Annotated in this window: 24 protein-coding genes and 1 tRNA gene; 13 read left to right on the forward strand and 12 right to left on the reverse strand. The window is 64.3% G+C overall.

The features are described from left to right. Positions 1-12: 12 nt before the first annotated feature. The 7 genes from ACFQU1_RS16305 to ACFQU1_RS16335 form a co-directional block, all read right to left on the reverse strand. Positions 13-861, reverse strand: coding sequence for an aldo/keto reductase (locus ACFQU1_RS16305; RefSeq protein WP_378134485.1), 849 nt, complete (start codon positions 859-861; stop codon positions 13-15). Positions 862-875: 14 nt separating this feature from the next. Further along, positions 876-1,718: an aspartyl/asparaginyl beta-hydroxylase domain-containing protein gene (locus tag ACFQU1_RS16310; RefSeq protein ID WP_378134487.1), complete on the reverse strand. Its 843-nt coding sequence runs from the start codon at positions 1,716-1,718 to the stop codon at positions 876-878. A 216-nt stretch (positions 1,719-1,934) separates the two neighbouring features. Beyond that, positions 1,935-3,107 carry an isovaleryl-CoA dehydrogenase gene (locus ACFQU1_RS16315; RefSeq protein ID WP_378134489.1) on the reverse strand — a complete coding sequence of 391 codons (1,173 nt, stop codon included), beginning with the start codon at positions 3,105-3,107 and terminating at the stop codon, positions 1,935-1,937. 92 nt (positions 3,108-3,199) lie between these two features. Beyond that, complete coding sequence (locus tag ACFQU1_RS16320; protein ID WP_378134491.1) at positions 3,200-3,931, reverse strand: GH25 family lysozyme; 732 nt, start codon at positions 3,929-3,931, stop codon at positions 3,200-3,202. Between the two features lie 36 nt (positions 3,932-3,967). Further along, on the reverse strand, positions 3,968-5,368 hold the full coding sequence (gene mgtE / locus ACFQU1_RS16325) for a magnesium transporter (RefSeq protein ID WP_378134493.1): 1,401 nt from the start codon (positions 5,366-5,368) through the stop codon (positions 3,968-3,970). 117 nt (positions 5,369-5,485) lie between these two features. Beyond that, positions 5,486-5,986, reverse strand: a complete 501-nt coding sequence (locus ACFQU1_RS16330) for a CAP domain-containing protein (protein WP_378134495.1) — start codon at positions 5,984-5,986, stop codon at positions 5,486-5,488. A 205-nt stretch (positions 5,987-6,191) separates the two neighbouring features. Next, positions 6,192-6,277 (reverse strand) — tRNA-Leu (locus tag ACFQU1_RS16335). 236 nt (positions 6,278-6,513) lie between these two features. Between ACFQU1_RS16335 and lipB the strand changes: the two genes are divergently transcribed. From lipB to ACFQU1_RS16375, 8 genes are all read left to right on the forward strand, one after another. After that, positions 6,514-7,248, forward strand: a complete 735-nt coding sequence (gene lipB / locus ACFQU1_RS16340) for a lipoyl(octanoyl) transferase LipB (protein ID WP_378134497.1) — start codon at positions 6,514-6,516, stop codon at positions 7,246-7,248. A gap of 77 nt (positions 7,249-7,325) precedes the next feature. Then, positions 7,326-8,081: an SDR family oxidoreductase gene (locus ACFQU1_RS16345; RefSeq protein ID WP_378134501.1), complete on the forward strand. Its 756-nt coding sequence runs from the start codon at positions 7,326-7,328 to the stop codon at positions 8,079-8,081. Positions 8,082-8,158: 77 nt separating this feature from the next. Further along, positions 8,159-8,506, forward strand: a complete 348-nt coding sequence (locus ACFQU1_RS16350) for a RidA family protein (protein ID WP_378134503.1) — start codon at positions 8,159-8,161, stop codon at positions 8,504-8,506. A 54-nt stretch (positions 8,507-8,560) separates the two neighbouring features. Continuing rightward, complete coding sequence (locus ACFQU1_RS16355) at positions 8,561-9,421, forward strand: protein-L-isoaspartate O-methyltransferase (protein WP_378134505.1); 861 nt, start codon at positions 8,561-8,563, stop codon at positions 9,419-9,421. An 83-nt stretch (positions 9,422-9,504) separates the two neighbouring features. After that, positions 9,505-9,939, forward strand: coding sequence for a DUF1489 family protein (locus ACFQU1_RS16360; protein ID WP_378134507.1), 435 nt, complete (start codon positions 9,505-9,507; stop codon positions 9,937-9,939). Positions 9,940-10,027: 88 nt separating this feature from the next. Beyond that, positions 10,028-10,330, forward strand: a complete 303-nt coding sequence (locus tag ACFQU1_RS16365) for a hypothetical protein (RefSeq protein WP_378134509.1) — start codon at positions 10,028-10,030, stop codon at positions 10,328-10,330. Positions 10,331-10,361: 31 nt separating this feature from the next. Beyond that, complete coding sequence (locus ACFQU1_RS16370) at positions 10,362-11,066, forward strand: VWA domain-containing protein (RefSeq protein ID WP_378134511.1); 705 nt, start codon at positions 10,362-10,364, stop codon at positions 11,064-11,066. After that, complete coding sequence (locus ACFQU1_RS16375) at positions 11,063-11,788, forward strand: DnaJ domain-containing protein (protein ID WP_378134513.1); 726 nt, start codon at positions 11,063-11,065, stop codon at positions 11,786-11,788. The genes ACFQU1_RS16370 and ACFQU1_RS16375 overlap by 4 nt, the downstream gene beginning before the upstream one ends. A 138-nt stretch (positions 11,789-11,926) precedes the next feature. Here ACFQU1_RS16375 and ACFQU1_RS16380 read toward each other — a convergent pair whose 3' ends face one another. Then, a complete protein-coding gene (locus tag ACFQU1_RS16380) occupies positions 11,927-13,387 on the reverse strand; it encodes a serine hydrolase (protein ID WP_378134515.1) in 1,461 nt (486 codons plus the stop codon). A gap of 474 nt (positions 13,388-13,861) precedes the next feature. On the opposite strand from ACFQU1_RS16380, the gene ACFQU1_RS16385 reads away from it, so the two are divergent. From ACFQU1_RS16385 to ACFQU1_RS16400, 4 genes are all read left to right on the forward strand, one after another. Beyond that, the gene (locus tag ACFQU1_RS16385; protein ID WP_378134517.1) at positions 13,862-14,203 is read left to right on the forward strand and encodes a phasin family protein; all 342 of its coding nucleotides are present in this window, start codon (positions 13,862-13,864) and stop codon (positions 14,201-14,203) included. 501 nt (positions 14,204-14,704) lie between these two features. Continuing rightward, a complete protein-coding gene (gene clpS, locus ACFQU1_RS16390; protein WP_378134964.1) occupies positions 14,705-15,040 on the forward strand; it encodes an ATP-dependent Clp protease adapter ClpS in 336 nt (111 codons plus the stop codon). A gap of 27 nt (positions 15,041-15,067) precedes the next feature. Beyond that, positions 15,068-17,551, forward strand: coding sequence for an ATP-dependent Clp protease ATP-binding subunit ClpA (clpA, locus tag ACFQU1_RS16395; protein ID WP_378134519.1), 2,484 nt, complete (start codon positions 15,068-15,070; stop codon positions 17,549-17,551). A 4-nt stretch (positions 17,552-17,555) separates the two neighbouring features. Then, a complete protein-coding gene (locus ACFQU1_RS16400) occupies positions 17,556-17,753 on the forward strand; it encodes a hypothetical protein (RefSeq protein ID WP_378134521.1) in 198 nt (65 codons plus the stop codon). A gap of 92 nt (positions 17,754-17,845) precedes the next feature. Here ACFQU1_RS16400 and ACFQU1_RS16405 read toward each other — a convergent pair whose 3' ends face one another. The 4 genes from ACFQU1_RS16405 to ACFQU1_RS16420 all read right to left on the reverse strand — a co-directional run bounded on the left by ACFQU1_RS16405 (position 17,846) and on the right by ACFQU1_RS16420 (position 21,031). Then, a complete protein-coding gene (locus tag ACFQU1_RS16405) occupies positions 17,846-18,286 on the reverse strand; it encodes an HIT family protein (RefSeq protein WP_378134966.1) in 441 nt (146 codons plus the stop codon). 79 nt (positions 18,287-18,365) lie between these two features. Next, positions 18,366-19,706 (reverse strand): GNAT family N-acetyltransferase, encoded by a 1,341-nt coding sequence (locus ACFQU1_RS16410; RefSeq protein ID WP_378134523.1) that lies wholly within the window; start codon positions 19,704-19,706, stop codon positions 18,366-18,368. 110 nt (positions 19,707-19,816) lie between these two features. Continuing rightward, the gene (locus tag ACFQU1_RS16415; protein WP_378134525.1) at positions 19,817-20,557 is read right to left on the reverse strand and encodes a glycerophosphodiester phosphodiesterase family protein; all 741 of its coding nucleotides are present in this window, start codon (positions 20,555-20,557) and stop codon (positions 19,817-19,819) included. Positions 20,558-20,560: 3 nt separating this feature from the next. Further along, complete coding sequence (locus tag ACFQU1_RS16420; protein ID WP_378134527.1) at positions 20,561-21,031, reverse strand: RidA family protein; 471 nt, start codon at positions 21,029-21,031, stop codon at positions 20,561-20,563. A gap of 152 nt (positions 21,032-21,183) precedes the next feature. Here ACFQU1_RS16420 and ACFQU1_RS16425 point away from each other — a divergent pair, with 152 nt between their 5' ends. Next, positions 21,184-22,026: a cell envelope integrity EipB family protein gene (locus ACFQU1_RS16425; protein WP_378134529.1), complete on the forward strand. Its 843-nt coding sequence runs from the start codon at positions 21,184-21,186 to the stop codon at positions 22,024-22,026. Positions 22,027-22,044: the final 18 nt, after the last annotated feature.

The raw sequence follows: 22,044 nt of genomic DNA on the forward strand, positions 1-22,044 counted from the left end.
TCGGTTGGGCAATCAATCCCAGCGCGGCGCCCAGGCGGGATTGACCAGGCGTCCATCCGGGCGGGCGAGCGCCGACAGCGCCGCCATATCTTCCGGCGGCAGCTCGAAATCGAAGATCTCGAAATTCTCTTTGATGCGCGCCGGCGACTGCGATTTGGGGATCGCCACCACATCGGGCTGCTGAATGTGCCAGCGCAGGATGACCTGCGCGGGGGTGCGCTGCAGCCGGGCGGCAATCGCGGTCACGACCGCGTCGTCGAGGATCTGCGTGCGGCCGAGCGGCGCGTAGGAGGTGAAGGCGATCCCGTGCCGTCGGCAGGATTCGATGAGCGCTGTCTGACCGAGCCGCGGGTGATATTCGCATTGGTTGGTCACCAGCGGCTCGTCGGCGCGATGCACCGCTTCGTCGAGGAGCGCCACCGGGAAATTCGAGACGCCGATATGGCGCGTGAGCCCGGCGCGCTTGGCCGCGCAAAGCGCACGCATGCTGTCGTTCAGCGGAATGGCGGAATTCGGCCAGTGGATGAGGAGGAGGTCGACCTGATCGAGCTTCAGGCGCTTCAGGCTCGCCTCCGCCGCGCGTTCGAGCGCACCCAAGCCGATCTGGTCAGGCGGGATCTTCGTCGTGATGAAAATCTCGTCGCGAGGCACGCCGCCTGAACGCAGCCCCTCGCCGACCGCTTCCTCATTGGCATAGGCGATCGCCGTGTCGATGTGGCGATAGCCGCATTGCAGCGCCGCCGCGACGGCCGCTGCAGCGACATCCGTGCCCGCACGCCAGGTGCCCAAACCGATCACCGGGATTTTCGCACCATGCGCCTCGACGACCGGCGTGGTGACCGAAGTCATGCTGTCTGCCATGGTTATCCGTCCGATCAGGATGCTGCGCGGTTGCGGAAGGCTTCCGCCTCGGCATAGAACCGCTTTTCCCACTCGTTGTGGTTGTCGAGCCCCTCGCGGATGAAGGGCGTGAAGATGGCGATGTTCAACAGCGCCCAATTCACGAAGCGCGCCGGGAAACCCAGCGGCTTTACGAAATCGACGAAGAGGACCACGCGCGTCTTGTCCGTATGGTTCCAGGCCTCGTGATTGAAGGCGTCGTCGAAAATGAGCGCCTTGCCTTCCTCCCAGTGGCAAATCTGATTTTCGACGCGAATGGCGAGCTTGTCGCGCGGTTCGGGCACGATCAAGCCCAGATGCAACCGCAGCACGCCATTATAGGGGCCGCGATGTGCCGGCAGATGTTTTCCCGGTTCGAAGATGGAGAACATCGCCGTCTTGAGACCCGGGATCTTCTGCACGATACGCCAGGTCTCGGGGCACTGGGCGACGTTCTTTTCCGATTTCAGACCGTAGCCGGCGAGGAAAAAGGTCTTCCAGCCAGTGTCCTGGCTGATGGTCTTTACGTCCGTCGATATATCCTGAAACGAGGGCAACTCGCTCTGGCGTACCAGCACGCGCTCGAGTTCGGCGCGGATCAGATGCCATTCCTTCTCGATCTCCGCCGCCCAGGGAAAGGTCGCGTTGTCGTAGACGGGCGGATTGCCGACCTTCGAATGTTTCAGATTGAGGCGCTCTGCCCAGGCGACCACAGCCATGAGGATGCGGGTGACGAGGCTGGGGCGCTCCATGGGCGCGATGCCTTCGGTGCCGAAGGTTTGTTGGGCCTCGGTCGTTGCCGACTGAATCGTCGGCTTGGTCGTCACGGGTGCGTTCATTGTGCGAAGTCCGTTGATACAACGCGTGTTGGCTCGGCGAGGGGGCCGCGGCGATCCCCCGGCGATTACAATGCCTTCAGCAGCCATTTGGGCGACAATGCCATGATCCTGCATTTGCACGCAAATTCCACAGATCGTCGCGGATGGCTGCCTTAGCTCGGCTGAAGTTCAAGTTGGCGCATCGTGGAGGGCGCCTGTGCTCGTCGGCCGCGCAGATCAGCTCGAGGCTTCGAACAACTCGCGCCCGATCAGCATGCGCCTGATCTCGCTCGTGCCGGCGCCGATCTCGTAGAGCTTGGCGTCTCGCAACAGCCGCCCGGTTGGATAATCGTTGATGTAGCCGTTGCCGCCGAGGAGCTGAATAGCGTCGAGCGCGCACTGGGTCGCCCGCTCGGCGGCATAGAGAATAGCGCCGGCGGCGTCCTCGCGGGTGGTGTCGCCGCGGTCGCAAGCCCTGGCCACGGCATAGACATAGGCACGTGCGGCATTGGTCGTCACATACATGTCCGCGAGCTTGCCCTGGACGAGCTGGAACTCGCCGATCGGCCGGCCGAACTGCTTGCGTTCGTGGACATAGGGCACGACCACGTCGAGGCAGGCCTGCATGATACCGATCGGCCCGGCTGCCAGCACCGCACGCTCGTAGTCGAGTCCCGACATCAGCACGCGGACGCCATGGCCCTCCTCGCCGAGGATGTTCTCGGCCGGCACCTCACAATCATCGAACAGAAGCTCGCAGGTATCGGAGCCGCGCATGCCCAGCTTGTCGAGCTTCTGGGCGGTCGTGAAGCCGGCCATGCCTTTCTCGACGATGAAGGCGCTGATGCCACGCGGGCCAGCCGCCGGATCGGTCTTGGCATAGACGACCAGGGTCTCGGCGACCGGACCATTGGTGATCCACATCTTCCGGCCGTTCAGCACATAGCGATCGCCGCGCTTCTCGGCGCGAGTCGTCATCGAGACGACGTCGGAGCCGGCGCCGGGCTCGGACATGGCGAGCGCGCCCACATGCTCGCCGGAGATGAGCTTGGGCAAATAGCGCGTCTTCTGCGCCTCCGTGCCGTTGCGGCGGATCTGGTTGACGCAGAGATTGGAATGGGCGCCGTAGCTCAGGCCGACCGAGGCGGAGGCGCGGGAGATTTCCTCCATGACGATGCAATGCTCGAGATAGCCAAGGCCGGCGCCGCCGTATTCCTCCTCCACGGTGATGCCATGCAGGCCGAGCGCGCCCATGGCCGGCCAGAGGTCACGGGGAAAGACATTGCTGCGGTCGATCTCGGCGGCGCGCGGCGCGATCTCTGCGGCGGCAAAGGACCGCACCGACTCGCGAATGGCATCGGCCACTTCGCCGAGGTCGAACCGCAAACCCACAGTGGCATTGGCGAGCATGGCGGCGTCCTCCGTGGTGGTCCGTTCTTGACCAGCAGTCTAAGCGCCGGCGCAAGCGAAGTCATCGCACGAGAGAGCGGGGCAGGTCTCCGTCAGAGGCGGCCGTCGAGGAATTTTTCCCACATGCTGGCGGTGCCGAAGAAGGCGTTGCGATCCACATTGCCTTTGATCCCGGGCACCTTGCCGACTGCCGTGTACTGCCAGAACCACCAGTTGCGGTGATCGAAGCGGCTCGTCGGGTAGCGGCGGATGCTGCGGACCCAGATGGGATAGGCCTCGAAGTCGTCCTTCATGACGTCGTTGAAGAAGGTGATATCCGTGTAGATGACCGGGCGCTTGCCATAGGCGCGCTCCATTTCCGCCAGCATGATGCGCATCTCAGCGCGGGCTTGGGACCGGGAGACCTTCTTCGGGCAGGTCTTGGAATGGCCATTCCACTCGACGTCGAGCACAGGCGGCAGCGCGTCCGGATCATAGGGCACGTTCTGCTTGAACCACTCCACCTGCTCGATCGCCGGGCGGCACCAGTAGGCGAAGTGATAGGCGCCGCGCGGCATGCCGGCCGCCTTGGCCTCATACCAGTTTTCGAGAAATTTCGGGTCGCTGTGGTCGCCGCCCTCGGTCGCCTTGATCCAAGCGAAAGCCACGCCGCCTCGCCTCGCCGCATTCCAATCGATGTCGCCCTGATATCGCGAGACGTCGATGCCGTGGATCGGGTAGTCCTCCGGGACCGGCTCCCTCTCGAAGGTGGCGCAGGCGGCGACGCCCAGCACGAGCATGGTGGCAAGGACGGCGAAGAGGGGTTTTGAATACAGCGTGACCATGACAAGACGATTTGATGCAAATTGTTGAGTTTCTCTTTACGAGAGGCCGAACCAGAGCGTTGCAATCCCCAGAAATGAAAAGAATCCGACGACATCCGTCACAGTCGTCACGAAAGTGCCGGATGAGACGGCCGGATCGGCCTTGAAGCGCTCCAGCGCAAGCGGGATGAGAATGCCGCCGAGCGCCCCCGCAACGAGGTTGACCATCATGGCCGCGCCGATGACGAGGCCGAGGCCGACCATGCCGAACCACAGGGCGGCGGCGGCTCCTGTAATCACTGCAAAGCCCAAGCCATTGATCACCGCGACGAGCACTTCGCGCAATGTGATGCGCATCGCGTTGGCCCGGCCGAGTTCGCGTGTGGCGAGGGCGCGCACTGCGACCGTCATGGTCTGCGTGGCGGCATTCCCGCCCTGGCTCGCGACGATGGGCGCGAGCACCGCCAGGGCCACCATCTGCTCTAGCTGCTTCTCGAACAACCCAAGCACGCTCGAAGCGAGGAAGGCGGTAAGCAGATTGACGAAGAGCCAGCTGAACCGGCTGCGGGCGATAAACCAGACCCGGTCCGTCAGTTCCTCGTGCCGGTTGACGCCGCCGAGCGCCTTCAGGTCTTCGTCTGCCTCCTCCTCGATGACATCGACGATGTCATCCACCATCACGACGCCGACGAGCCGGTCGCCGTCATCGACGACGGGCGCCGAGACGAGGTTGTAGCGCTGCATCAGGCGCGCCACTTCCTCCTGGTCGTCGGTTGCCCGTACAAGATGGCGATCGGACGAAGCGATATCGCCGACACGCTCCGCCCAGCGGGCGCGCATCAGCTTGTCGAGCGGCACCGTGCCGAGGAGGCGATAGCCGGGATCGACGACGAAGACCTCGTAGAAGGTGTCAGGCAGATCGGCCGTGTCGCGGATGTAGTCGACCGTCTGCCGCACGGTCCAGAACGGCGGCACGGCGATGCAGTCCGTCTGCATGCGCCGTCCGGCTGTCTCTTCCGGGTAATCGAGGCTGCGCTGCAGCGCGACGCGTTCGAGCGCCGGCAGCTTCTCGAGAATTTCCGCCTTGTCGCCCTCGTCGAGGTCTTCGAGGATGTAGACGGCATCGTCGATATCGAGATCGCGGACGCCCTCGGCGACCGTCTCCGTGGGGAGATCCCTGAGGATCTCCTCGCGCACCGAATCGTCGACTTCGGTCAGCGCGGCGAAATTAAAGTCTTTGCCGAGGAGCTGGATCAGATGCCCACGGTCGTCCGACTCTAGCGCTTCGATCAAGCCGCCGAGATCGGCCTCGTGCAGATCGGTTACGAGTGTCCGCAACCGCTCGGCGTCCCGAGCGCGGATTGCGGAGGTCGCCTGCTCGACATAGTCAGGCGCAATCCGTCCCTCGTCATCGCGAAAGACGACCGCCTCAGCCGCCGGTTCTTCGACGTCAGCCATGCTTCACTTCCGATCTTCGCTGTCGGGACGGGCTGTCGAACTGCCTATAGGCGCTGACCAAGCCGGATTGCTAGTCTTCCCTTGCCGTTCACAGAATTTTGGCCGCGAATGTGCGCGTCAGAACAGTCGCGGCTGGCCGGTGGGCGTCATATCCGGACTTGCAAGAATGAGGGCCCAGTACTTGCGCCCACCGGCACCAGCCATGGCAAAGCCGATCCGGGTTACCTGCGGCATCAGAAGGTTCTCGCGGTGCCCGGGAGATTTGCGCCAGCCGCGTATCGCGCCTGCGACATCGGCATAGCCCATGCCGAGATTTTCGGCACTGTAGCCCCAGGTAAAGCCCATCGCCTTCATGCGGCTGGAAAAATTCCCGGCGACCGTATGCGACAAGGTCGCGCTCGCCGCCATGGCTTCCGCCTGGCGCTGCGCCGCCTCGTTGAAACGCGGGTCCACGGTGACTGGCCCGAGACCATTGGCCTTGCGGAACTGTGAGACCGCCTCGGCCGCCGCGGAGGCATCACGCGACGTGACCTCGTCCACATTGAGGTGGGCGCGAGGGGCGGCGCAGGCGGCGACGAGAAGGCAGACGAGAAGAACGGCTCGGCGGGTGACGAACATTGCAAGGACCTGACAGCTTCAGCGGCGGTCCCGAGAACAGCATCGACGTGGCAATTCGATGGCCGCGCTCAACTGCAAGACGCGGCCATGGAGCCGGACAGGCTCAATGGGCCGGACAGGCCAACTTGCCAGCCGGGAATTGGCGGCAAATCCGCAAAGCGCGTCTGTTTGAAAGATTTTGGCGGGACCATCACGTCGAATGTGATGGTGCGGTCGAGAGGACTCGAACCTCCACTCCTTTTGGGAACTACCACCTCAAGGTAGCGCGTCTACCAGTTCCGCCACGACCGCAGTGCTTCGGCGGTCGATGCCGAAGCGGGCGTCGATGTAACAGATCGATGTAGGGTCCACAAGAGCAGCGCGCCGCTTTCGGGAGACTTTCCGCAACGGCGCGCCGGAGATGACGTGCGCCGTTCCGAAGCGGCGCAAGCGCAAGGGGTTGCCGCGAGCGCGAGCGAAGCCCAAGTTAGGGGCTGCCGACGCGGTCGCCTAACGGGCGCGCCGCCGTTCACATGCAGCCACTTGCGATGACGCTTACCGAACGATCCCGCGACAGCCTCGCCAATCCCCTTTTGCCGATTTCGCCCGGGCCGCCGGTCGAATGGACGGTGAGCGACGGCCTGATCGATTACGAGGCGGCCGTTGCGGCGATGGAGGCGCGCGTGGCCGCCATCGCGGACGGCGAGGCGAGCGAATGCGTGTGGCTCTTGGAACATCCGCCGCTCTATACGGCCGGCACGTCAGCTAATGATGCCGACCTGGTCGATGCCGGGAGCTTTCCCGTCTATCGGAGCGGGCGGGGCGGCCAATATACCTATCACGGGCCTGGCCAGCGGGTCGCCTATGTGATGCTCGACCTTAGGCGTCGGGCGCAGGACCTGCGCCTCTTCGTGTCGGCGCTCGAGGGCTGGCTGATCGGAACGCTCGATGCCTTCAACATCCGCGGCGAGCGGCGCGAGGACAGGGTCGGCGTCTGGGTGCGCCGCCCCGACAAAGGCGTGATGGCCGAAGACAAGATCGCGGCGATCGGCATCCGTGTTCGCCGCTGGGTGACCTTCCATGGCATCAGCCTGAACGTAGAGCCGGATCTCGGTCATTTTTCCGGCATCGTCCCTTGCGGCGTCAGGCAGCACGGCGTCACCAGCCTGGTCGATCTCGGCATTCCAGTGACCATGCCGGAGGTCGACCAGGTGCTGCGCGCTACCTTCGAAACCCAATTCGGTCCGACGGCGACGGCGGGGCGCGATCTCGTCCGGGCCTAAACGCTCTTGCATCCTGCCGTTGCCTCGGCCGATAAGCTGGGCGAAGGTTACCGCGACAAGAGTTCGGGGAGAGGCGCATGAGCAGTGGCAAGGTGGCAATCATTACGGGCGCTGGGTCCGGCGTCGGCCGGGCGGTGGCGCTCGCCTTCGCGCGCGACGGATATCAGGTCGTGCTCGCCGGCCGGCGTGCCGAGGCGCTTCAGGAGACGATCAAGCTCGCCGAAGCGACCGGCGACCGCATGCTGGCCGTGCCGACCGACGTGTCCGACGCCGATTCGGTGGCCGCCCTGTTCGCGACCGCCAAGGACCGCTTCGGCCGCCTCGACGTCCTCTTCAACAATGCCGGCACGAATGCGCCGGGCGTCCCGCTCGAGGAATTGCCCGTCGAGAAGTGGCGCGAAGTGGTCGACGTCAATCTCACCGGCCCGTTCCTCTGCACGCGCGAAGCCTTCCGCATCATGAAGGATCAGGATCCGCGGGGCGGGCGCATCATCAACAATGGTTCGGTGTCGGCCACGGCGCCGCGGCCCAATTCCGCGCCCTATACGGCGACGAAACATGCCATCACCGGCCTGACGAAGTCGACGTCGCTCGACGGGCGCAAATATGACATCGCCTGCGGCCAGATCGACATCGGCAATGCAGCCACCGACATGGCGAGCCGGATGGCGACGGGCGTTGCGCAGGCGGACGGTTCAATTCGCCCCGAGCCCTTGATGGACGTGACCCATGTGGGCGAAGCAGTGCTGCAGATGGCCAATCTGCCGCTCGACGTGAACGTCCAGTTCATCACGATCATGGCCACCAAGATGCCCTTCGTCGGCCGCGGCTGAGCCGCGCTGGACAAGGGTCAAATCCGCATGTCTTCGGATGCCGATCGACGATCGGCTCCGCTTTTTAGGAGAGCTTCATGTCAATCGAGCGTTTCGGTGTCGGCCCCCGTATGAGCGAGGCGGTGGCATACGGCAATCTGGTCTTTCTCTCGGGCGAGGTCGCCAACGACCGGAGCCAGGGCGCCGCGGACCAGACGCGGCAGATCCTGGCATCCATCGACGAGACGCTGGCGAAGGCCGGGACGGACAAGACGAAGATCTTGAAGGCCAATATCTGGTTGGCCGAAATCAAGGACTTCGGCGCAATGAACGAGGTCTGGGACGCCTGGGTGCCGCAGGGGCATACGCCTGCACGCGCCACGGTGGAGGCAAAGCTTGCCGCGCCGGACATCCTCGTTGAGATCATGGTCGTGGCCGCCCGCTGATCGCGGCGCGGTCCGGCGCCGGGCTCGCAAGGGCGCCGGCGGACGACTTCCATCATGGCGAGGACGCCGCGGCAGCTCGAACGTCTGGAGGCGGTGCGCCTCGCCTTCGCGGAGCGCATCACGGGCCGCGTGCGCCCGCCCGATGCGCGGCTCGTGGCAGCTTTTGCCCGCGTGCCGCGGGAGCGTTTCGTCGGGCCGGGACCGTGGCTCGTTCGCGTCGGTGAGGGCTATATCCGCACGCCCGACGCCGATCCCGCCCATATCTACGACGACGTGCTCGTGGCGCTCGATCCCGTTCGGCGCCTCAACAACGGCCAGCCGTCGCTGCATGCGGCTGCAATGGCGGCACTCCGCCTCGGCAGCGGCGATAGTGTGGTGCATGTGGGCTGCGGCACCGGCTATTACACCGCGATCCTGGCGGAACTGGTCGGGGCCGGAGGCCAGGTGCACGGCTACGAGATCGATGCCGGGCTTGCTTCGCTCGCTGCGCGGCATCTCGCCGACCGCAGCAACGTGACAATTCACGATCCAGCCGAGTGCGACGAGCCGCTGCCCGACGCCGATGCCATCTATGTGAGCGCCGGTGCCGGGGGGCCGCTGACGGCCTGGATCGCTGCTCTTCGCGAGCAGGGGCGCCTCATGTTTCCGCTGACCGGCGAAGACGGAACGGGCGTGATGCTGCTGGTCGAGCGCCGGGCCATGGCGGATGCCTTTGCGGCTCGCTGCCTGGGATCTGTTCAATTCATCCCGCTCGTCGGTGGCCGCGACAACCTGGCGAGCCCGCATATTGCCACGGCGGCGGAAGAGGGCCGTTTGCGGCGTGTCAGGTCGCTGTTCCTCGGTCCTCACGCCGATCCGGCCACCTGCATCCTGAAGGGCGAGGGCTGGTGGCTGTCCAGCCGATCCTTGAAATGAGCGCCTCGCATCAGCGACAATATTCCGTGGAACGTTCCAGGGCGGCCGTTGTCTCGCCCGATCATCTCCACGATGATGGATCCATGGCCCTCAATCTGATCAAGTTATGCGTCGGCGTCGAGACGATCCAGGAGCTCGAGGACTGGATCGCGCGCCGATTGGCCGACAAGAAGCGACTGGGTCAACCCGTCGAGCATACGCATATTACGCGAATGGCACCGAAGCGCGTCGACGAGCTCCTGTCCGGCGGCTCGCTCTTCTGGGTGATCAAGGGGCAGATCGCCTGCCGCCAGAAGCTCCTCGACGTCCGCGTCTTCACGGATGGTGACGGGATCGGGCGGTGCGCGCTCGTGCTGGAGCCTATCCTGACCCGCCTTCGTCCTCGGCCGATGCGCCCCTTCCAGGGCTGGCGCTATCTCGCGATCAAGGATTCCCCCGAGGACCTCTTTGGTGGCGATGCCGCCGAGGACATGCCCGAACCGATGCGGCGCGAACTCGTGAGCCTCGGTCTCCTCTAAGATGCAGGAGAATGCTTGGTTCGGCGCTGCGCCTCGCGTAGATTCGAACCGGTTGAGGGCCAAACGGGTCAGGCCGGGAGTTCAAGTCATGCTGCCTCGCGTTATTGCCATCGCGGCCCTTGCGGCGTCGATGGGGAGTTCCGTCGCGCTTGCTGCATCCTGCCCGGAGTTCGAAGTACTACCTGGCGTATCGGCGACGTCGCGGTCGCCCGCCGCGTGGCAGGCCGACGGCCGGAAGACCGCTGCCGGCTGCAAGGGCTTCGTCGAGCCTCATACGGCCCGTGGGGCCGACCGGCCGGTCGGGGATCGCACTCCAGGTTTCATGCGTTTCGGCAATACGGAGATCCGCATCGGCGGCCAAGTGCGAGCCGAAGGCTCGTTCAACCGTTGATGGACGGAGCGCATCCGGCCGGGGAGTGCCGATGACAGGCAAGAACAGACCGCCGACGACCGGTCAAGGCTCTGAGATCGATGTCTTTTTGGAGAAAGCCACAGCCCTTGCCCCTGCAGGCGAGGGCAAGGGCCATCTCGTCTTCGCGCTCGACGCGACCATGAGCCGGCAGCCGACCTGGGATCTCGCCTGCCGCCTCCAGGCCGGCATGTTCGAGGCCGTCGCCGGCACCGGCGCCTTGCGCGTGCAGCTCGTCTATTTCCGCGGCTTCGGCGAGTGTCGGGCGTCGCGATGGCTCGACGACGCGAGCACTTTGACGACCTTGATGAACCGCATCGACTGCAGGGGAGGGCGCACGCAGCTCGAGCGGGTTCTGAGCCATGTCAAGGTTCAGGCCGCCCGCACCCGCGTCGGCGCTTTGGTTTTCGTCGGCGATGCGATGGAAGAGAATATCGACGCAATCTGCGCGGCGGCGGGCGAGCTCGGCCTTGTCGGCGTCAAGGCCTTCATGTTCCAAGAGGGCAATGATCCTCAGGCCGAACGGGCCTTCGCCGAGGTCGCGCGGCTGACAGGCGGTGTGCACGAGCGCTTCGACAGCGGAGCGCCGCAGTCGCTTGCGGCCTTGTTGCGGGCGGCTGCCGTCTATGCAAGCGGCGGCGTTTCCGGCCTGAGCCGGCTCGCCGGATCCGACCCGACAGCCCGCCGCCTTCTCACGACACTCGGGAAAGAGCGATGATCCCGCTGCTTGGAGGGGTGCTCGCCCTGGTTTTCTTCTGTTGGCTTGGCCAAAACTACACGCGCGCCGATCCCAAGAAGCTGGCGAACTTGATGCGGCGTGGCGGCGGCGTGTTGGCGATGGGCGTTGCCGCAGTTCTTCTCGTGCGCGGGCGATTCGACATGGCCGTGCCGCTCGCGGGCTTCGGCTGGTGGCTGTTCAGTGGCCGCAGCCTGAGCCTGCCGGGCTGGGGCGGGGTGGGGCGCGGCGACACAGCACCCAAGCCCGGGCGGCGCTCCTCGGTGCGCTCGGCGACGGTCACCATGGAACTCGACCATGACACCGGCGAGATGTTGGGCCGCATCACCGCCGGTCCTTTGGCGGGTCGTGATCTCGCCAGCTTCGCACAGGGTGAACTGATCGCCCTGCGCGGCGAGGCGTTGGGAGCCGACCCTGAGGGCGCCCGCCTGCTAGAGGCTTATCTGGACCGCCGGTTTCCCGCCTGGCGTGAAAACGCTGAGGCGGACGTGAACGCGCGGCGCGGTGGCGACCGTGGCACGCGAACGCTGACCGAAGAGGAAGCGCTTCAGATACTCGGTCTTGCGCCGGGAGCGAGCGATGACGACATCCGTCGTGCGCACCGCTCCCTCATGAAGAAACTCCACCCCGACCAGGGGGGCTCGACCTATCTCGCTTCCCGCGTGAACCAGGCCAAGGATGTCCTGCTGAACCGGCATCACTAACGCTCCGCTCGCACATCGGCGGCAGCCAAGCTTATCATGTCATACGCTGCGTCGCATTGCAGCTTCAAGATGCGCGCGCCCCGGATCACTGTCTTCGATTGAGCCGAGGGCCGCGGCTGGATGGCAGCTCTCCCCATATCAGCCGCGCGTGGCAAAGCAGGAGAAGCCCTTGCGCTTGAGCGTCTTGCACGCCGCTTGAGCGCTGTCGGGGTTAAAGCCGGAAAAGCGCGCGCGATAAAGCGTGGTGCCGCCTTTGACGATCTTCTCGGTGAACGGTGAAGCCTTCGCGAGCACGCCCCGCGACTTGGCCTTGGCCTCCGACAAAATGTCCTTGGCTTTGTCAGCATCGGCAGTCGCACCGAGCTGGATCACCCAGCCGCTGGACCGGGTCAGCTTGACTGACGGTTCGTCATCGGCGTCGGATTTCACGTCCGTCTTGGCGACAGTCGTCAGCGCCGCAACCTTTTGAGCCGGCGCCTCAACTTTCGCCGGCGCCGCGGTCCGGACCGGCTGGGCGCCGCGTGACCACTGCATGCTCTGCGAAGGCGTGACTGCCGAGCCGGAGGCGGAGGCGACCACCGGGCGGATGCTGGCGAGATTGAGCGCCTTGGTCCGCGGGGTTGGGGAGATCGAACTCGTCGTGTCGTCGAGCACCGCCGCGGCGGCCGAGGCGACGCGCACCGGCTTCTCCGGTTCACGTGCGGCATAGGCGAGTGCCGAGGACTGGCGAGTGCCGGCATAGGCGCGCGGCAGGTTCTTGGTGACGAGCGAGGCCATGATATTGTCGCGCTGGGCGGCGGAGCGCCCGCCGAGGACGGCGGCGACGATCTCGCGGCCGTTCGACTTTGCCGACGTCAAGAGATTGAAGCCGGAGGCCCGGGTATAGCCGGTCTTGATACCGTCGACCGCATCGATCCGGCCGAGCAGGCGGTTGTGCCCGCGGATGGTGCGCCCCTTATAGGTGAAGGCGCGCGTTTCGAAATAGCTGAAGTAGTTCGGGAAGCGCTCGCGGATGGCCCGGCCGAGCAGCACGAGATCGCGAGCCGTGGTGACGTTCGGCGGATTGTCCGGCAGCCCATGGGCATTGCGGAAGGTCGTGCGGCTCATGCCCAAGGCGCGTGCCTTGGCCGTCATCATCCGCGCGAAATCCTCCTCCGAACCGCCCAGGTTTTCGGCGATCACCGTGGCCACGTCATTGGCCGACAAGGTCACGATCGCTTTGATCGCGTCCTCGACGTCGATGGTGGATCCGGGGCGCACGCCCAGCTTCGTCGGCGGCTCGCTGGCGGCCCTGGCCGAAACCTGCAAAGGCGTGTTGAGGGAGATGCGACGTTCGTCGAGGCGCTCGAACAGAAGGTAGAGCGTCATGACCTTGGTCAGGGACGCCGGAATACGCGGCGCGTCCTCATTCTTCGCATAGAGCTCGCGGCCGGTCTTGGCATCGACCACGAGCGCGGCGAAGGGAGGTTGATAGGCGGGTGCCCGTTTGCGGCGCGCCTCTGCAGGCGAAGCCGCAAGCATGGACAATGTGACGACACCGATGATACCCGCAAGCGCCATAGGGCGTTGGCGCTTGGTCGCAACGCAACCCCAGACCATATTCGTCTGTCCCCGACTCGATAAACAGTTACTCTGCGCGTCGGTCCTTCGTTGAGACCGTTACATGCGCGGCACGGTCAATGACGCTAGGTGCGTGCGGTTACGGATGAGTTAATAGGGTGTAGTGATGAACGTATTGGCGAGAAAAAGTATATTTATACTTTGTTAAGCTTGTTCGAGGTGCTTCAAGGGTGGGCAATGTGCGGCGGTTCATAGGGCGGGGGCTCCTCTGCCGGGGCGGTGTCTTCTCGTCGGGAGGGCGGTTGACGCGTGCTGGAAGGGGGCGACACGCGCCGGGCATCTGGGCGGGCGGGGTGCTTCCCTGATCGTCTCATTCGGTTCTATTTTGCGCCGCAGCAACCGTCTTGACTTTCATTGTGCGGTGCACCTATATAAGGCCAGCAAGTGACGTCGGTTCACATTGGCGTGCCGTCGCCACACTGCAAGGCGCCCTGCGGGCTTAGGAGGCTCACTATGAATGTTCCCTTCGATAATTTTCAGAAGCTCGGCAAAGAACAGGTCGAGGCTACTCTGAAGACATTCGGATCCGTGTCCAAGGGCGCGCAGAATATTGCCGTCGAGCTGGCTGATTACTCGAAGAAGTCTTTCGAGGAAAGCACGGCAACGATCGAGAAGCTTGTCGGTGCCAAGACTCTCGACAAGGCCGTCGAGATTCAGACCGATTATATGAAGACCGCCTATGAGGGCTTCATCGCTCAGTCCACGAAGCTCAGCGAGCTCTATGCCGATCTCGCCAAAGAAATGTTCAAGCCTTATGAAGGGCTTTATGCCAAGGTGAATAACGCGGCGAACTGAGCCGGTCGTCGCGATGGCTGCTCAGCCCCGCGCGATGAACGCTTCGGCATTGATCACGAAAATTCCCGAACTGCTCGGTTGCCCGACATCAAATTTGATCGGGTTGGCCGCCGACGCCGGATAGACCGGCCTCGTTACCGGTTCGCTACCGCATCCGGCTGCCACATGCCGGCGCGATTTCGCGGTTGTGAACCAAATTTCTCGATCGATAGAGACCCAAAGCCCGGCGCTACGCCGGGCTTTTTCCGTTGCTCGGCTAGCGCTTGCGAAGCGCAGGCAATCCGGCGCAAGCTTCACGGGGCGTTGAAGTTGGTGAGTGTGGCGTGTGAACGCACTGGCGCCAAACCCGTCGCGACATTAGATTAGAGCGGAGGAGGCGGCTGGAGGTTGCCGCGGGGTCGAAGGCGCGCCAATCTCGACCGAATGAAATGGATTCCGATCGATTGTTGGATGGTCACGATAACTGCGAGTGCTGACACAAGCAAAGCTGTGCCGACCGGCATGGCGGAGCGCCGCCGTGGCAATTCGGTCGGCCCAGAAGGGCCCGGGACTGCCCTTCTGACGAAGACACGACCTCGGACGAAACGCCCGAGCATGTACCGAGTTCTACTGCTGAATGACGACTACACCCCCATGGAGTTCGTCATTCACGTGCTGGAGCGCTTTTTCAATAAGGATCGTGAAGAGGCGACCCGTATCATGCTGCATGTGCACCGCAACGGCGTCGGCGAGTGCGGCGTGTTCACCTATGAGGTGGCCGAGACGAAAGTGACGCAGGTGATGGATTTTGCCCGCAAGCATCAGCATCCCCTGCAATGTGTGATGGAAAAGAAGTAGCGGCCACCACCGCAAGAGGATTCGACGTTGCCCACATTTTCTCGCAGCCTAGAGCAGGCGTTGCACCGGGCTCTCGCATTTGCCAATGAGCGGCATCACGAATATGCCACGCTCGAGCATCTGCTTCTCGCCCTGATCGACGATCAGGATGCGGCGGCGGTGATGCGCGCCTGCAATGTCGATCTCGAAGCGCTCCGCCGTAATCTCCACGAATATGTCGACGCCGAGCTCACGAACCTGGTGACCGACGGACGCGAGGATTCAAAGCCGACCGCCGGCTTCCAGCGCGTTATCCAGCGGGCCGTGATCCATGTGCAGTCCTCGGGTCGCGAAGAAGTGACAGGCGCCAATGTGCTCGTCGCCATCTTCGCCGAGCGCGAGAGCCATGCGGCCTATTTCCTGCAAGAGCAGGACATGACGCGCTACGACGCGGTCAACTACATCAGCCATGGCATTGCCAAGCGGCCGGGGCTGTCGGAAAATCGGCCATCCCGCGGGACGGACGAGGAAAGCGACAGCCGATCTGCCAATACCGAGGAGGCCGAGGGCCAGCGCAAGAAGAAGGGGGATGCCCTGGAAGCCTATTGCGTCAACCTGAACAGGAAGGCGAGGGACGGGCGCATCGACCCCTTGATCGGGCGCGAGCCCGAAATCCAGCGCACCATCCAGGTTCTTTGCCGTAGGCAGAAGAACAACCCCTTGCTCGTGGGCGATCCCGGTGTCGGCAAGACGGCCATCGCCGAAGGCTTGGCGCGCAAGATCGTGACAGGCGACGTTCCAGACGTGCTCGCCGATGCGACGGTCTTTTCCCTGGACATGGGCACTCTGCTCGCCGGCACCCGTTATCGAGGTGATTTCGAAGAGCGCCTGAAGCAGGTGATGAAGGAGATCGAGGCCCATCCCAACGCCATCATGTTCATCGACGAGATCCATACGGTGATCGGCGCTGGTGCAACCTCGGGCGGGGCGATGGATGCGTCCAACCTTCTGAAGCCGGCCCTCGCCTCGGGAACGCTGCGCTGCATCGGCTCGACGACCTACAAGGAGTACCGGCAGTATTTCGAGAAGGACCGGGCCCTGGTGCGTCGCTTCCAGAAGATCGACGTGAACGAGCCGAGCGTCCCCGACACGATCGCGATCCTGAAGGGGCTCAAGCCCTATTTCGAGGATTTCCATAAGCTGCGCTATACCAACGACGCCATCAAGGCGGCGGTGGAACTCTCGGCGCGCTATATCCACGATCGCAAATTGCCGGACAAGGCCATCGACGTCATCGACGAGACCGGCGCTTCGCAGATGCTGGTCCCGGAAAGCCGGCGGAAGAAGACCATCGGCGTCAAGGAGATCGAGTCGACGATCGCCACGATGGCGCGCATTCCGCCCAAGACCGTCTCCAAGGACGATGCCGAGGTGCTGCAGCATCTGCATGAGACGCTGGAGCGGGTCGTCTATGGCCAGGACACGGCGATCCAGGCGCTCTCGTCGGCCATCAAGCTGGCCCGTGCCGGCCTGCGCGACGGAGAGAAGCCGATCGGCTGCTATCTCTTCGCGGGACCGACCGGTGTCGGCAAGACGGAAGTCGCCCGTCAGCTCAGTCATGCGCTCGGGGTCGAGCTCCTGCGTTTCGACATGTCGGAATATATGGAGCGCCACACCATCTCGCGGCTCATCGGTGCGCCTCCCGGCTATGTCGGCTTCGACCAGGGCGGGCTGCTCACCGACGGCGTCGACCAGCATCCGCATTGCGTCCTCCTGCTCGACGAGATCGAGAAGGCGCATCCGGACCTGTTCAACGTGCTCCTGCAGGTGATGGATCACGGCAAACTGACCGACCACAACGGCAAGCAGGTCGACTTCCGCAACGTCATCCTGATCATGACGACGAATGCGGGCGCCGCCGACATGGTGAAGCCTGCCTATGGCTTCACGCGCACCAAGCGGGAAGGCGACGACCAGGAGGCGATCTCCAAGCTATTCTCGCCGGAGTTCCGCAACCGGCTCGACGCGACCATTTCCTTCGGCCACCTGCCCAAGGAGGTCGTCTCCAAGGTGGTGGACAAGTTCGTGCTGCAGCTCGAGGCGCAACTCGCCGATCGCAATGTCACGATCGAGCTCAGCGAAGAGGCGCGTGAGTGGCTGGTCGAGCACGGCTATGACGAGACGATGGGCGCGCGGCCGATGGCCCGTCTCATTCAGTCGACGATCAAGACGCCTCTCGCCGATGCCGTGCTATTCGGGCGGCTGCGCGGCGGAGGCGCCGTCAAGGTTGTCGTCGAGACGGACGAGAAGGGCACGAAGACGCTCGGCTTCGAGTTCCCCGAGGGACCGGTGACGCCGAAGCCGGAGCCCGACGTCGCGGAGGCTGTGAAAAAGCGTGCCAAGCCGCGGTCGTCTTCGCCGAAAAAGCCGGGCGCGGGCAAGCCGCGTCGGCCAAAAAGCTCGGGCGATGACGGTGGTGGCGGGGCGCTAGCGGTGCGTACTGTGCCGAAGGTGCCCCTGATCAGGAGCTGACCTCGTGGCGTCTTACTTTCAGCGCCGCCGCGAGCGGCGGCGCAGCCGGCAACGTTTCGAGGAAATTGTTGCCTGGATCGTCGTGCCGATGGTCGTGATCATGACGTGGTGGGTCGGCACCCAGCTCTACGGAGCCTTCCAGGAGCCGGCGCGGGCGCTCATTCGCGATCTCACGAGCGGCAGCGGCAACAACGTGCCGTAATCCGTTGCTCCCGAGCGGGATGGCTTGCCTTGTGCGGCCGTCCCGCTTCTATTTTTCCGCCCAGCTCCCGAATCCGCCAAAATCAAGGCCGGTCAGCCGGTGAAACCGACGAAGCCGATGGTGCGCCGGATCTTGTCGGCTTGTGTCCGCAACAATTCGGGGTCCGCCATCTCGCCGGTATGCCCGCGCAGCGGAACGTCGTTCCAGCGCGGGATGACATGGACGTGGATGTGGAACACGGTCTGACCGGCGGAGCTTTCGTTGAACTGCATGATGGTGACACCATCGGCGCCGAAGGCCGCCTTCACGCCCTTGGCGAGGCGCTGGACGGTCACCATGAGCGGCCCGAGCACGGCCGGATCGGCATCGAGGAGATTGCGTGAGGCCGATTTCGCCACGACGAGGACGTGGCCGTCGCCTTGCGGCATGATGTCCATGAACGCGAGCGTATGCTCATCTTCGAAGACACGCTCGCAGGGCAGGACCCCTCGGATGATCTTGGCGAAGATATTATTCGGGTCATAGGCCGTCACGACAATCACCCCTTACTCGCTGGTCAGCAAGGAGTCGCAGCCGTCGCGGGCAGCGTCAAGAGCATCTGTGGGGATGCGCCTACTCTTGGCGCTCGGTATCGCTCGCGTGACGAAAGGGCGTGAAGTCATCGAGCGCGCGGGCCTCCTCCGCCACATAGAGACGTTCGCGCTCGAGATAGGCGGCCACCGCCCGGCGGAGCGCCGGGTCGGCGAGATCATGAGCCGAATAGGTCAGGACCGGCCGGTAGCCGCGCGCCAGCTTGTGCTCGCCCTGCGCGCCGGCTTCCACGCGCTTCAGGCCGCGCTGGATGGCAAAGTCGATCGCCTGATAATAGCACAGCTCGAAATGCAGAAAGGGATGCTCCTCGATGGCGCCCCAGTGGCGGCCGTAGAGCGCGTCGTCGCCGATGAAATTAAGCGCGCCCGCGATATAGGCGCCCGCCCGTCGTGCCATCACGAGCAGGATGCGATCGGCCATCGCTTCGCCAACCAGCGAAAAGAAGCGCCGGGTCAGATAAGGCCGCCCCCATTTCCGCGAGCCGGTGTCCTGATAGAAGGTGAAGAAGGCATCCCAATGGGCTTCGCGGATATCCGACCCGGTGAGCCACTCGACCTCTATCCCAGGCGCCAGGGCATCACGCCGCTCGCGGCGGATGGTCTTGCGTTTGCGTGAGGCGAGCGCGCCGAGGAAGTCGTCGAAGGTCGGATAGCCCTCATTGTCCCAATGGAACTGCCGGTCCGTGCGCTGCAGGAAGCCAGCGGCCCCGAGCGCCTGCCATTCGTCTTCGGGCAGAAAGGTGACGTGGATGGAGGAAGCGCCGAGGCGCTCCCTGACCGCACGCAAACCCTTGACCAGGGTGGTCCGCGCCTCGCCTTGATCGATGCCGGCGCGGACGAGGAGGCGGCGACCGGTGGCGGGCGCAAAGGGCACGCTGACCTGGAGCTTCGGATAATAATCGCCGCCGGCGCGTTCATAGGCATCGGCCCAGGCGTGGTCGAAGACATATTCGCCGAGGCTATGGGATTTGATGTAGGTGGGGGCGGCGGCAATCAGCTCACCGGCGCGGTGTACCAGGACATGGGCAGGCGCCCAGCCGGTCTTCGGCGAAACCGACCCCGAATCCTCCAGTGCTTTGAGAAAAGCGTGACTAATGAGGGGGTTATGCCGCTCTTGCTGAGACTTTGATTTAGTCGTCTCACAGCTGGATTCAGGATCTTCAGAGAGCGATTCAACGGAGCGGGGGGATGGCGGTCTCGGGCCTGCAGGGCCAGCCGGATTTGCCGAGTCCTGGCCGATGCTTGCAGGCGATCTTTCCAGCGCGATCTCGGCCGTAGAGGCGGGATTGGCGCAGCGATCCCAATCCGCCGCAGCGACGCTGGCGATCGAGCCCGTCGCGCTGATGGACAATGGGCTGCTCATGGGTGAAGCCACCGCCGCGGTTGGCGATTGAGGGACATCCCGTTACGGAAGAACGGCATCATGGCAGCATAACGGCCACGCGTCGTTTTAGGAAACGGCGCTGTTGCCGATCAGGGTAGGAAATCCTCGAAGATCATCTGGTCGGCATGGGCGGCAGCGCGCTCCCGGTCGGCCGGGCTGCGCACCGTCCAGGTCAGCACGGGCATGCCGAAATAGCGCGCCATGGTCGGCACGCCGTTCGGCAGGTCTGTGACATGCCAGGCGATGAAATCCGGGCGCGTACGCCCGACATGCGCAAAATGCGCGAGATCGCGCCGGCGCGTGGGGCTGAGATGGCCCCAATCGGCGTCGTCATAGGTTGCCTCGGCGGTGACGCCGCGCGGCACCGAAGGCGCAAGGTCCCGCAGGGCCTCCACCAGATCCGGGTCGAAAGACATGAGGGCAAGAGGCGCCGAGCGCTCCCGGACCACTTCGACTGTTCGACGAAGGAGGGTCAGATTGCCGTCGAAGCGGCTCTTGATCTCGATGACGACGGGCACACGCCCGGCAATCCGGTCGAGAAAGGCCGCGAGTGGCTCGATGCGGTTTCCGGTCGCCTTGTAGGGCACGGCTGCCAGGGCCGCGGCCGTTTGCGCGTCGAGCCGGCCCGACCCCTCGGTCAGGCGATCGAGGATGAAGTCGTGGTAGACGACAGCCTCGCCGTCTGCCGTCAGCTGGACATCGCATTCGATGGCGAAGCCTTTGGCGATTGCAGCCTCGGCCGCGTCGGCGGTATTTTCGATGATGCGCTTGCGGTCGTGCAGACCGCGATGGGCAACCGGTCGGGCGGTAAGCCAATCGGGGGCGGCCATCGGTTACGCGACCTCGAACATGCCCTCCACCTCGACGGCGGCGTCGAGGGGGAGCTGCGCCACGCCGACGGTGCTGCGCGCATGGCGCCCGAGATCGCCGAAGATCTCCACCATCAGGTCGGAGGCGCCATTCATCACGCCGGGCACAGCGCCGAAGTCCGGGGCTGAATTGATGAAGCCGCCGAGCCGTACGACCCGTCGTACGCGATCGAGGTCGCCCAGCGCGGCATGCACCTGGGCGAGAAGGTTGATGCCGCAGAGCCGTGCCGCCGCCTGTCCGGCTTCGAGCGATACCTCGGCGCCGACTTTGCCCTTGTACGAATCCGCGATCCTGCCGTCGGGGCCGAGACAGAGCTGGCCGGAAATGATGAGCAGACGGCCGCTCTGAACATAGGGCACATAGTTCGCCACGGGCGCGGCCGGCGTTGGAAGGACGATGCCGAGTTCGGCGAGCTTGGATGCAATGCGGCTCATGAAGCAGGGTCCCTTTGCAATGAGGCGTTGCGGCACGAAGCCGTTCGTTGTCTCGTTCGGGGTTGTCGCTCAGCCACACCCGCTTCGCAAGGCCATCATTGATCAGGTGTCCTCAAGCTCTAATATCGGGCGGGGCATTGAAGGATCCTGTGATGACAAGAGTATGGCTTGCACCTGCAGCTCTCGCGACAGTGTGGCTGATCGTCCCGGCGCAGGCGCAGGGCCCCGCAGTTCCGCTTGCGGCGCATCGCGCGGTCTATGATTTGTCGCTCGCCGACGACAGCGGCAGCGTGCAATCGGCGCGGGGGCGAATCGTCTACGAGGTCACGGGCGGCGCTTGCGAGGGATATGCCTCGACAACCCGCCAGGTCCTCGTGCTGGAAAGCGAGAGCGGCACCGTCGCGACAGACATGCGGACCACCACCTTCGAGGACCCGCGCGGGGCTAAATTCCGCTTCAAGACCGAGACGCGCAACGGCCGGGAGGCGCGCAAGGTGGTCGACGGCGACGCCGTTCGTCGCGGAGACGGTCTCGCGGTGAGGCTGACGAAGCCACGCCGCGGCAAGGTTCAGTTGAACGGCGATATCATCTTTCCCATGGCGCATTTGGCGAAACTGATCGGCGCCGCCAAGAGCGGAGAGAGGCTGGTGTCCGCACGCGTCTTCGACGGGTCGGACGACGGGCGAAAATCCTACGACACGCTGGCCGTGATCGGGCGGTCTGGCGCAACGGCGGCCGGGGGAGCCACCGTGGAAACCGGCAAGACGACGTCTCAAGCCATGAACGCCGCTTTCGACAATGTGCCCCACTGGCCGGTGTCGGTCAGCTATTTCGGGCCGGCAAAGCTCAGGGGCGAGAGCCTTCCGACCTATGTCGTGTCCTTCGACCTCTACGAGAATGGGATCGCCCGTTCGCTGGCGCTGCAGTACAATGATTTTACCCTGAAGGGTGAGCTGAAGCAGCTTCAGCTCCTGAAATCCTCGACCTGCGACTGATCATGGCCGGCAGGGTCG

The sequence above is a fragment of the Chelatococcus sp. GCM10030263 genome (assembly GCF_042666455.1).
In the GTDB taxonomy this organism is placed as follows: Bacteria; Pseudomonadota; Alphaproteobacteria; order Rhizobiales; family Beijerinckiaceae; genus Chelatococcus.

Bases quoted from the DNA above. Each gene is read 5' to 3' on its own strand.
- ACFQU1_RS16410 (WP_378134523.1), bottom strand. From the start codon at position 19,706: ATGAGCAGCCCATTGTCCATCAGCGCGACGGGCTCGATCGCCAGCGTC.
- ACFQU1_RS16380 (WP_378134515.1), bottom strand. From the start codon at position 13,387: ATGGTCTGGGGTTGCGTTGCGACCAAGCGCCAACGCCCTATGGCGCTT.
- ACFQU1_RS16365 (WP_378134509.1), top strand. From the start codon at position 10,028: ATGCTGCCTCGCGTTATTGCCATCGCGGCCCTTGCGGCGTCGATGGGG.
- ACFQU1_RS16310 (WP_378134487.1), bottom strand. From the start codon at position 1,718: ATGAACGCACCCGTGACGACCAAGCCGACGATTCAGTCGGCAACGACC.
- ACFQU1_RS16315 (WP_378134489.1), bottom strand. From the start codon at position 3,107: ATGCTCGCCAATGCCACTGTGGGTTTGCGGTTCGACCTCGGCGAAGTG.
- ACFQU1_RS16385 (WP_378134517.1), top strand. From the start codon at position 13,862: ATGAATGTTCCCTTCGATAATTTTCAGAAGCTCGGCAAAGAACAGGTC.
- ACFQU1_RS16415 (WP_378134525.1), bottom strand. From the start codon at position 20,557: ATGGCCGCCCCCGATTGGCTTACCGCCCGACCGGTTGCCCATCGCGGT.
- lipB (WP_378134497.1), top strand. From the start codon at position 6,514: ATGACGCTTACCGAACGATCCCGCGACAGCCTCGCCAATCCCCTTTTG.
- ACFQU1_RS16355 (WP_378134505.1), top strand. From the start codon at position 8,561: ATGGCGAGGACGCCGCGGCAGCTCGAACGTCTGGAGGCGGTGCGCCTC.
- ACFQU1_RS16345 (WP_378134501.1), top strand. From the start codon at position 7,326: ATGAGCAGTGGCAAGGTGGCAATCATTACGGGCGCTGGGTCCGGCGTC.
- ACFQU1_RS16360 (WP_378134507.1), top strand. From the start codon at position 9,505: ATGGCCCTCAATCTGATCAAGTTATGCGTCGGCGTCGAGACGATCCAG.
- ACFQU1_RS16330 (WP_378134495.1), bottom strand. From the start codon at position 5,986: ATGTTCGTCACCCGCCGAGCCGTTCTTCTCGTCTGCCTTCTCGTCGCC.
- ACFQU1_RS16350 (WP_378134503.1), top strand. From the start codon at position 8,159: ATGTCAATCGAGCGTTTCGGTGTCGGCCCCCGTATGAGCGAGGCGGTG.
- mgtE (WP_378134493.1), bottom strand. From the start codon at position 5,368: ATGGCTGACGTCGAAGAACCGGCGGCTGAGGCGGTCGTCTTTCGCGAT.
- ACFQU1_RS16375 (WP_378134513.1), top strand. From the start codon at position 11,063: ATGATCCCGCTGCTTGGAGGGGTGCTCGCCCTGGTTTTCTTCTGTTGG.
- ACFQU1_RS16370 (WP_378134511.1), top strand. From the start codon at position 10,362: ATGACAGGCAAGAACAGACCGCCGACGACCGGTCAAGGCTCTGAGATC.
- ACFQU1_RS16420 (WP_378134527.1), bottom strand. From the start codon at position 21,031: ATGAGCCGCATTGCATCCAAGCTCGCCGAACTCGGCATCGTCCTTCCA.
- clpS (WP_378134964.1), top strand. From the start codon at position 14,705: ATGGCGGAGCGCCGCCGTGGCAATTCGGTCGGCCCAGAAGGGCCCGGG.
- ACFQU1_RS16425 (WP_378134529.1), top strand. From the start codon at position 21,184: ATGACAAGAGTATGGCTTGCACCTGCAGCTCTCGCGACAGTGTGGCTG.
- ACFQU1_RS16305 (WP_378134485.1), bottom strand. From the start codon at position 861: ATGGCAGACAGCATGACTTCGGTCACCACGCCGGTCGTCGAGGCGCAT.
- ACFQU1_RS16320 (WP_378134491.1), bottom strand. From the start codon at position 3,931: ATGGTCACGCTGTATTCAAAACCCCTCTTCGCCGTCCTTGCCACCATG.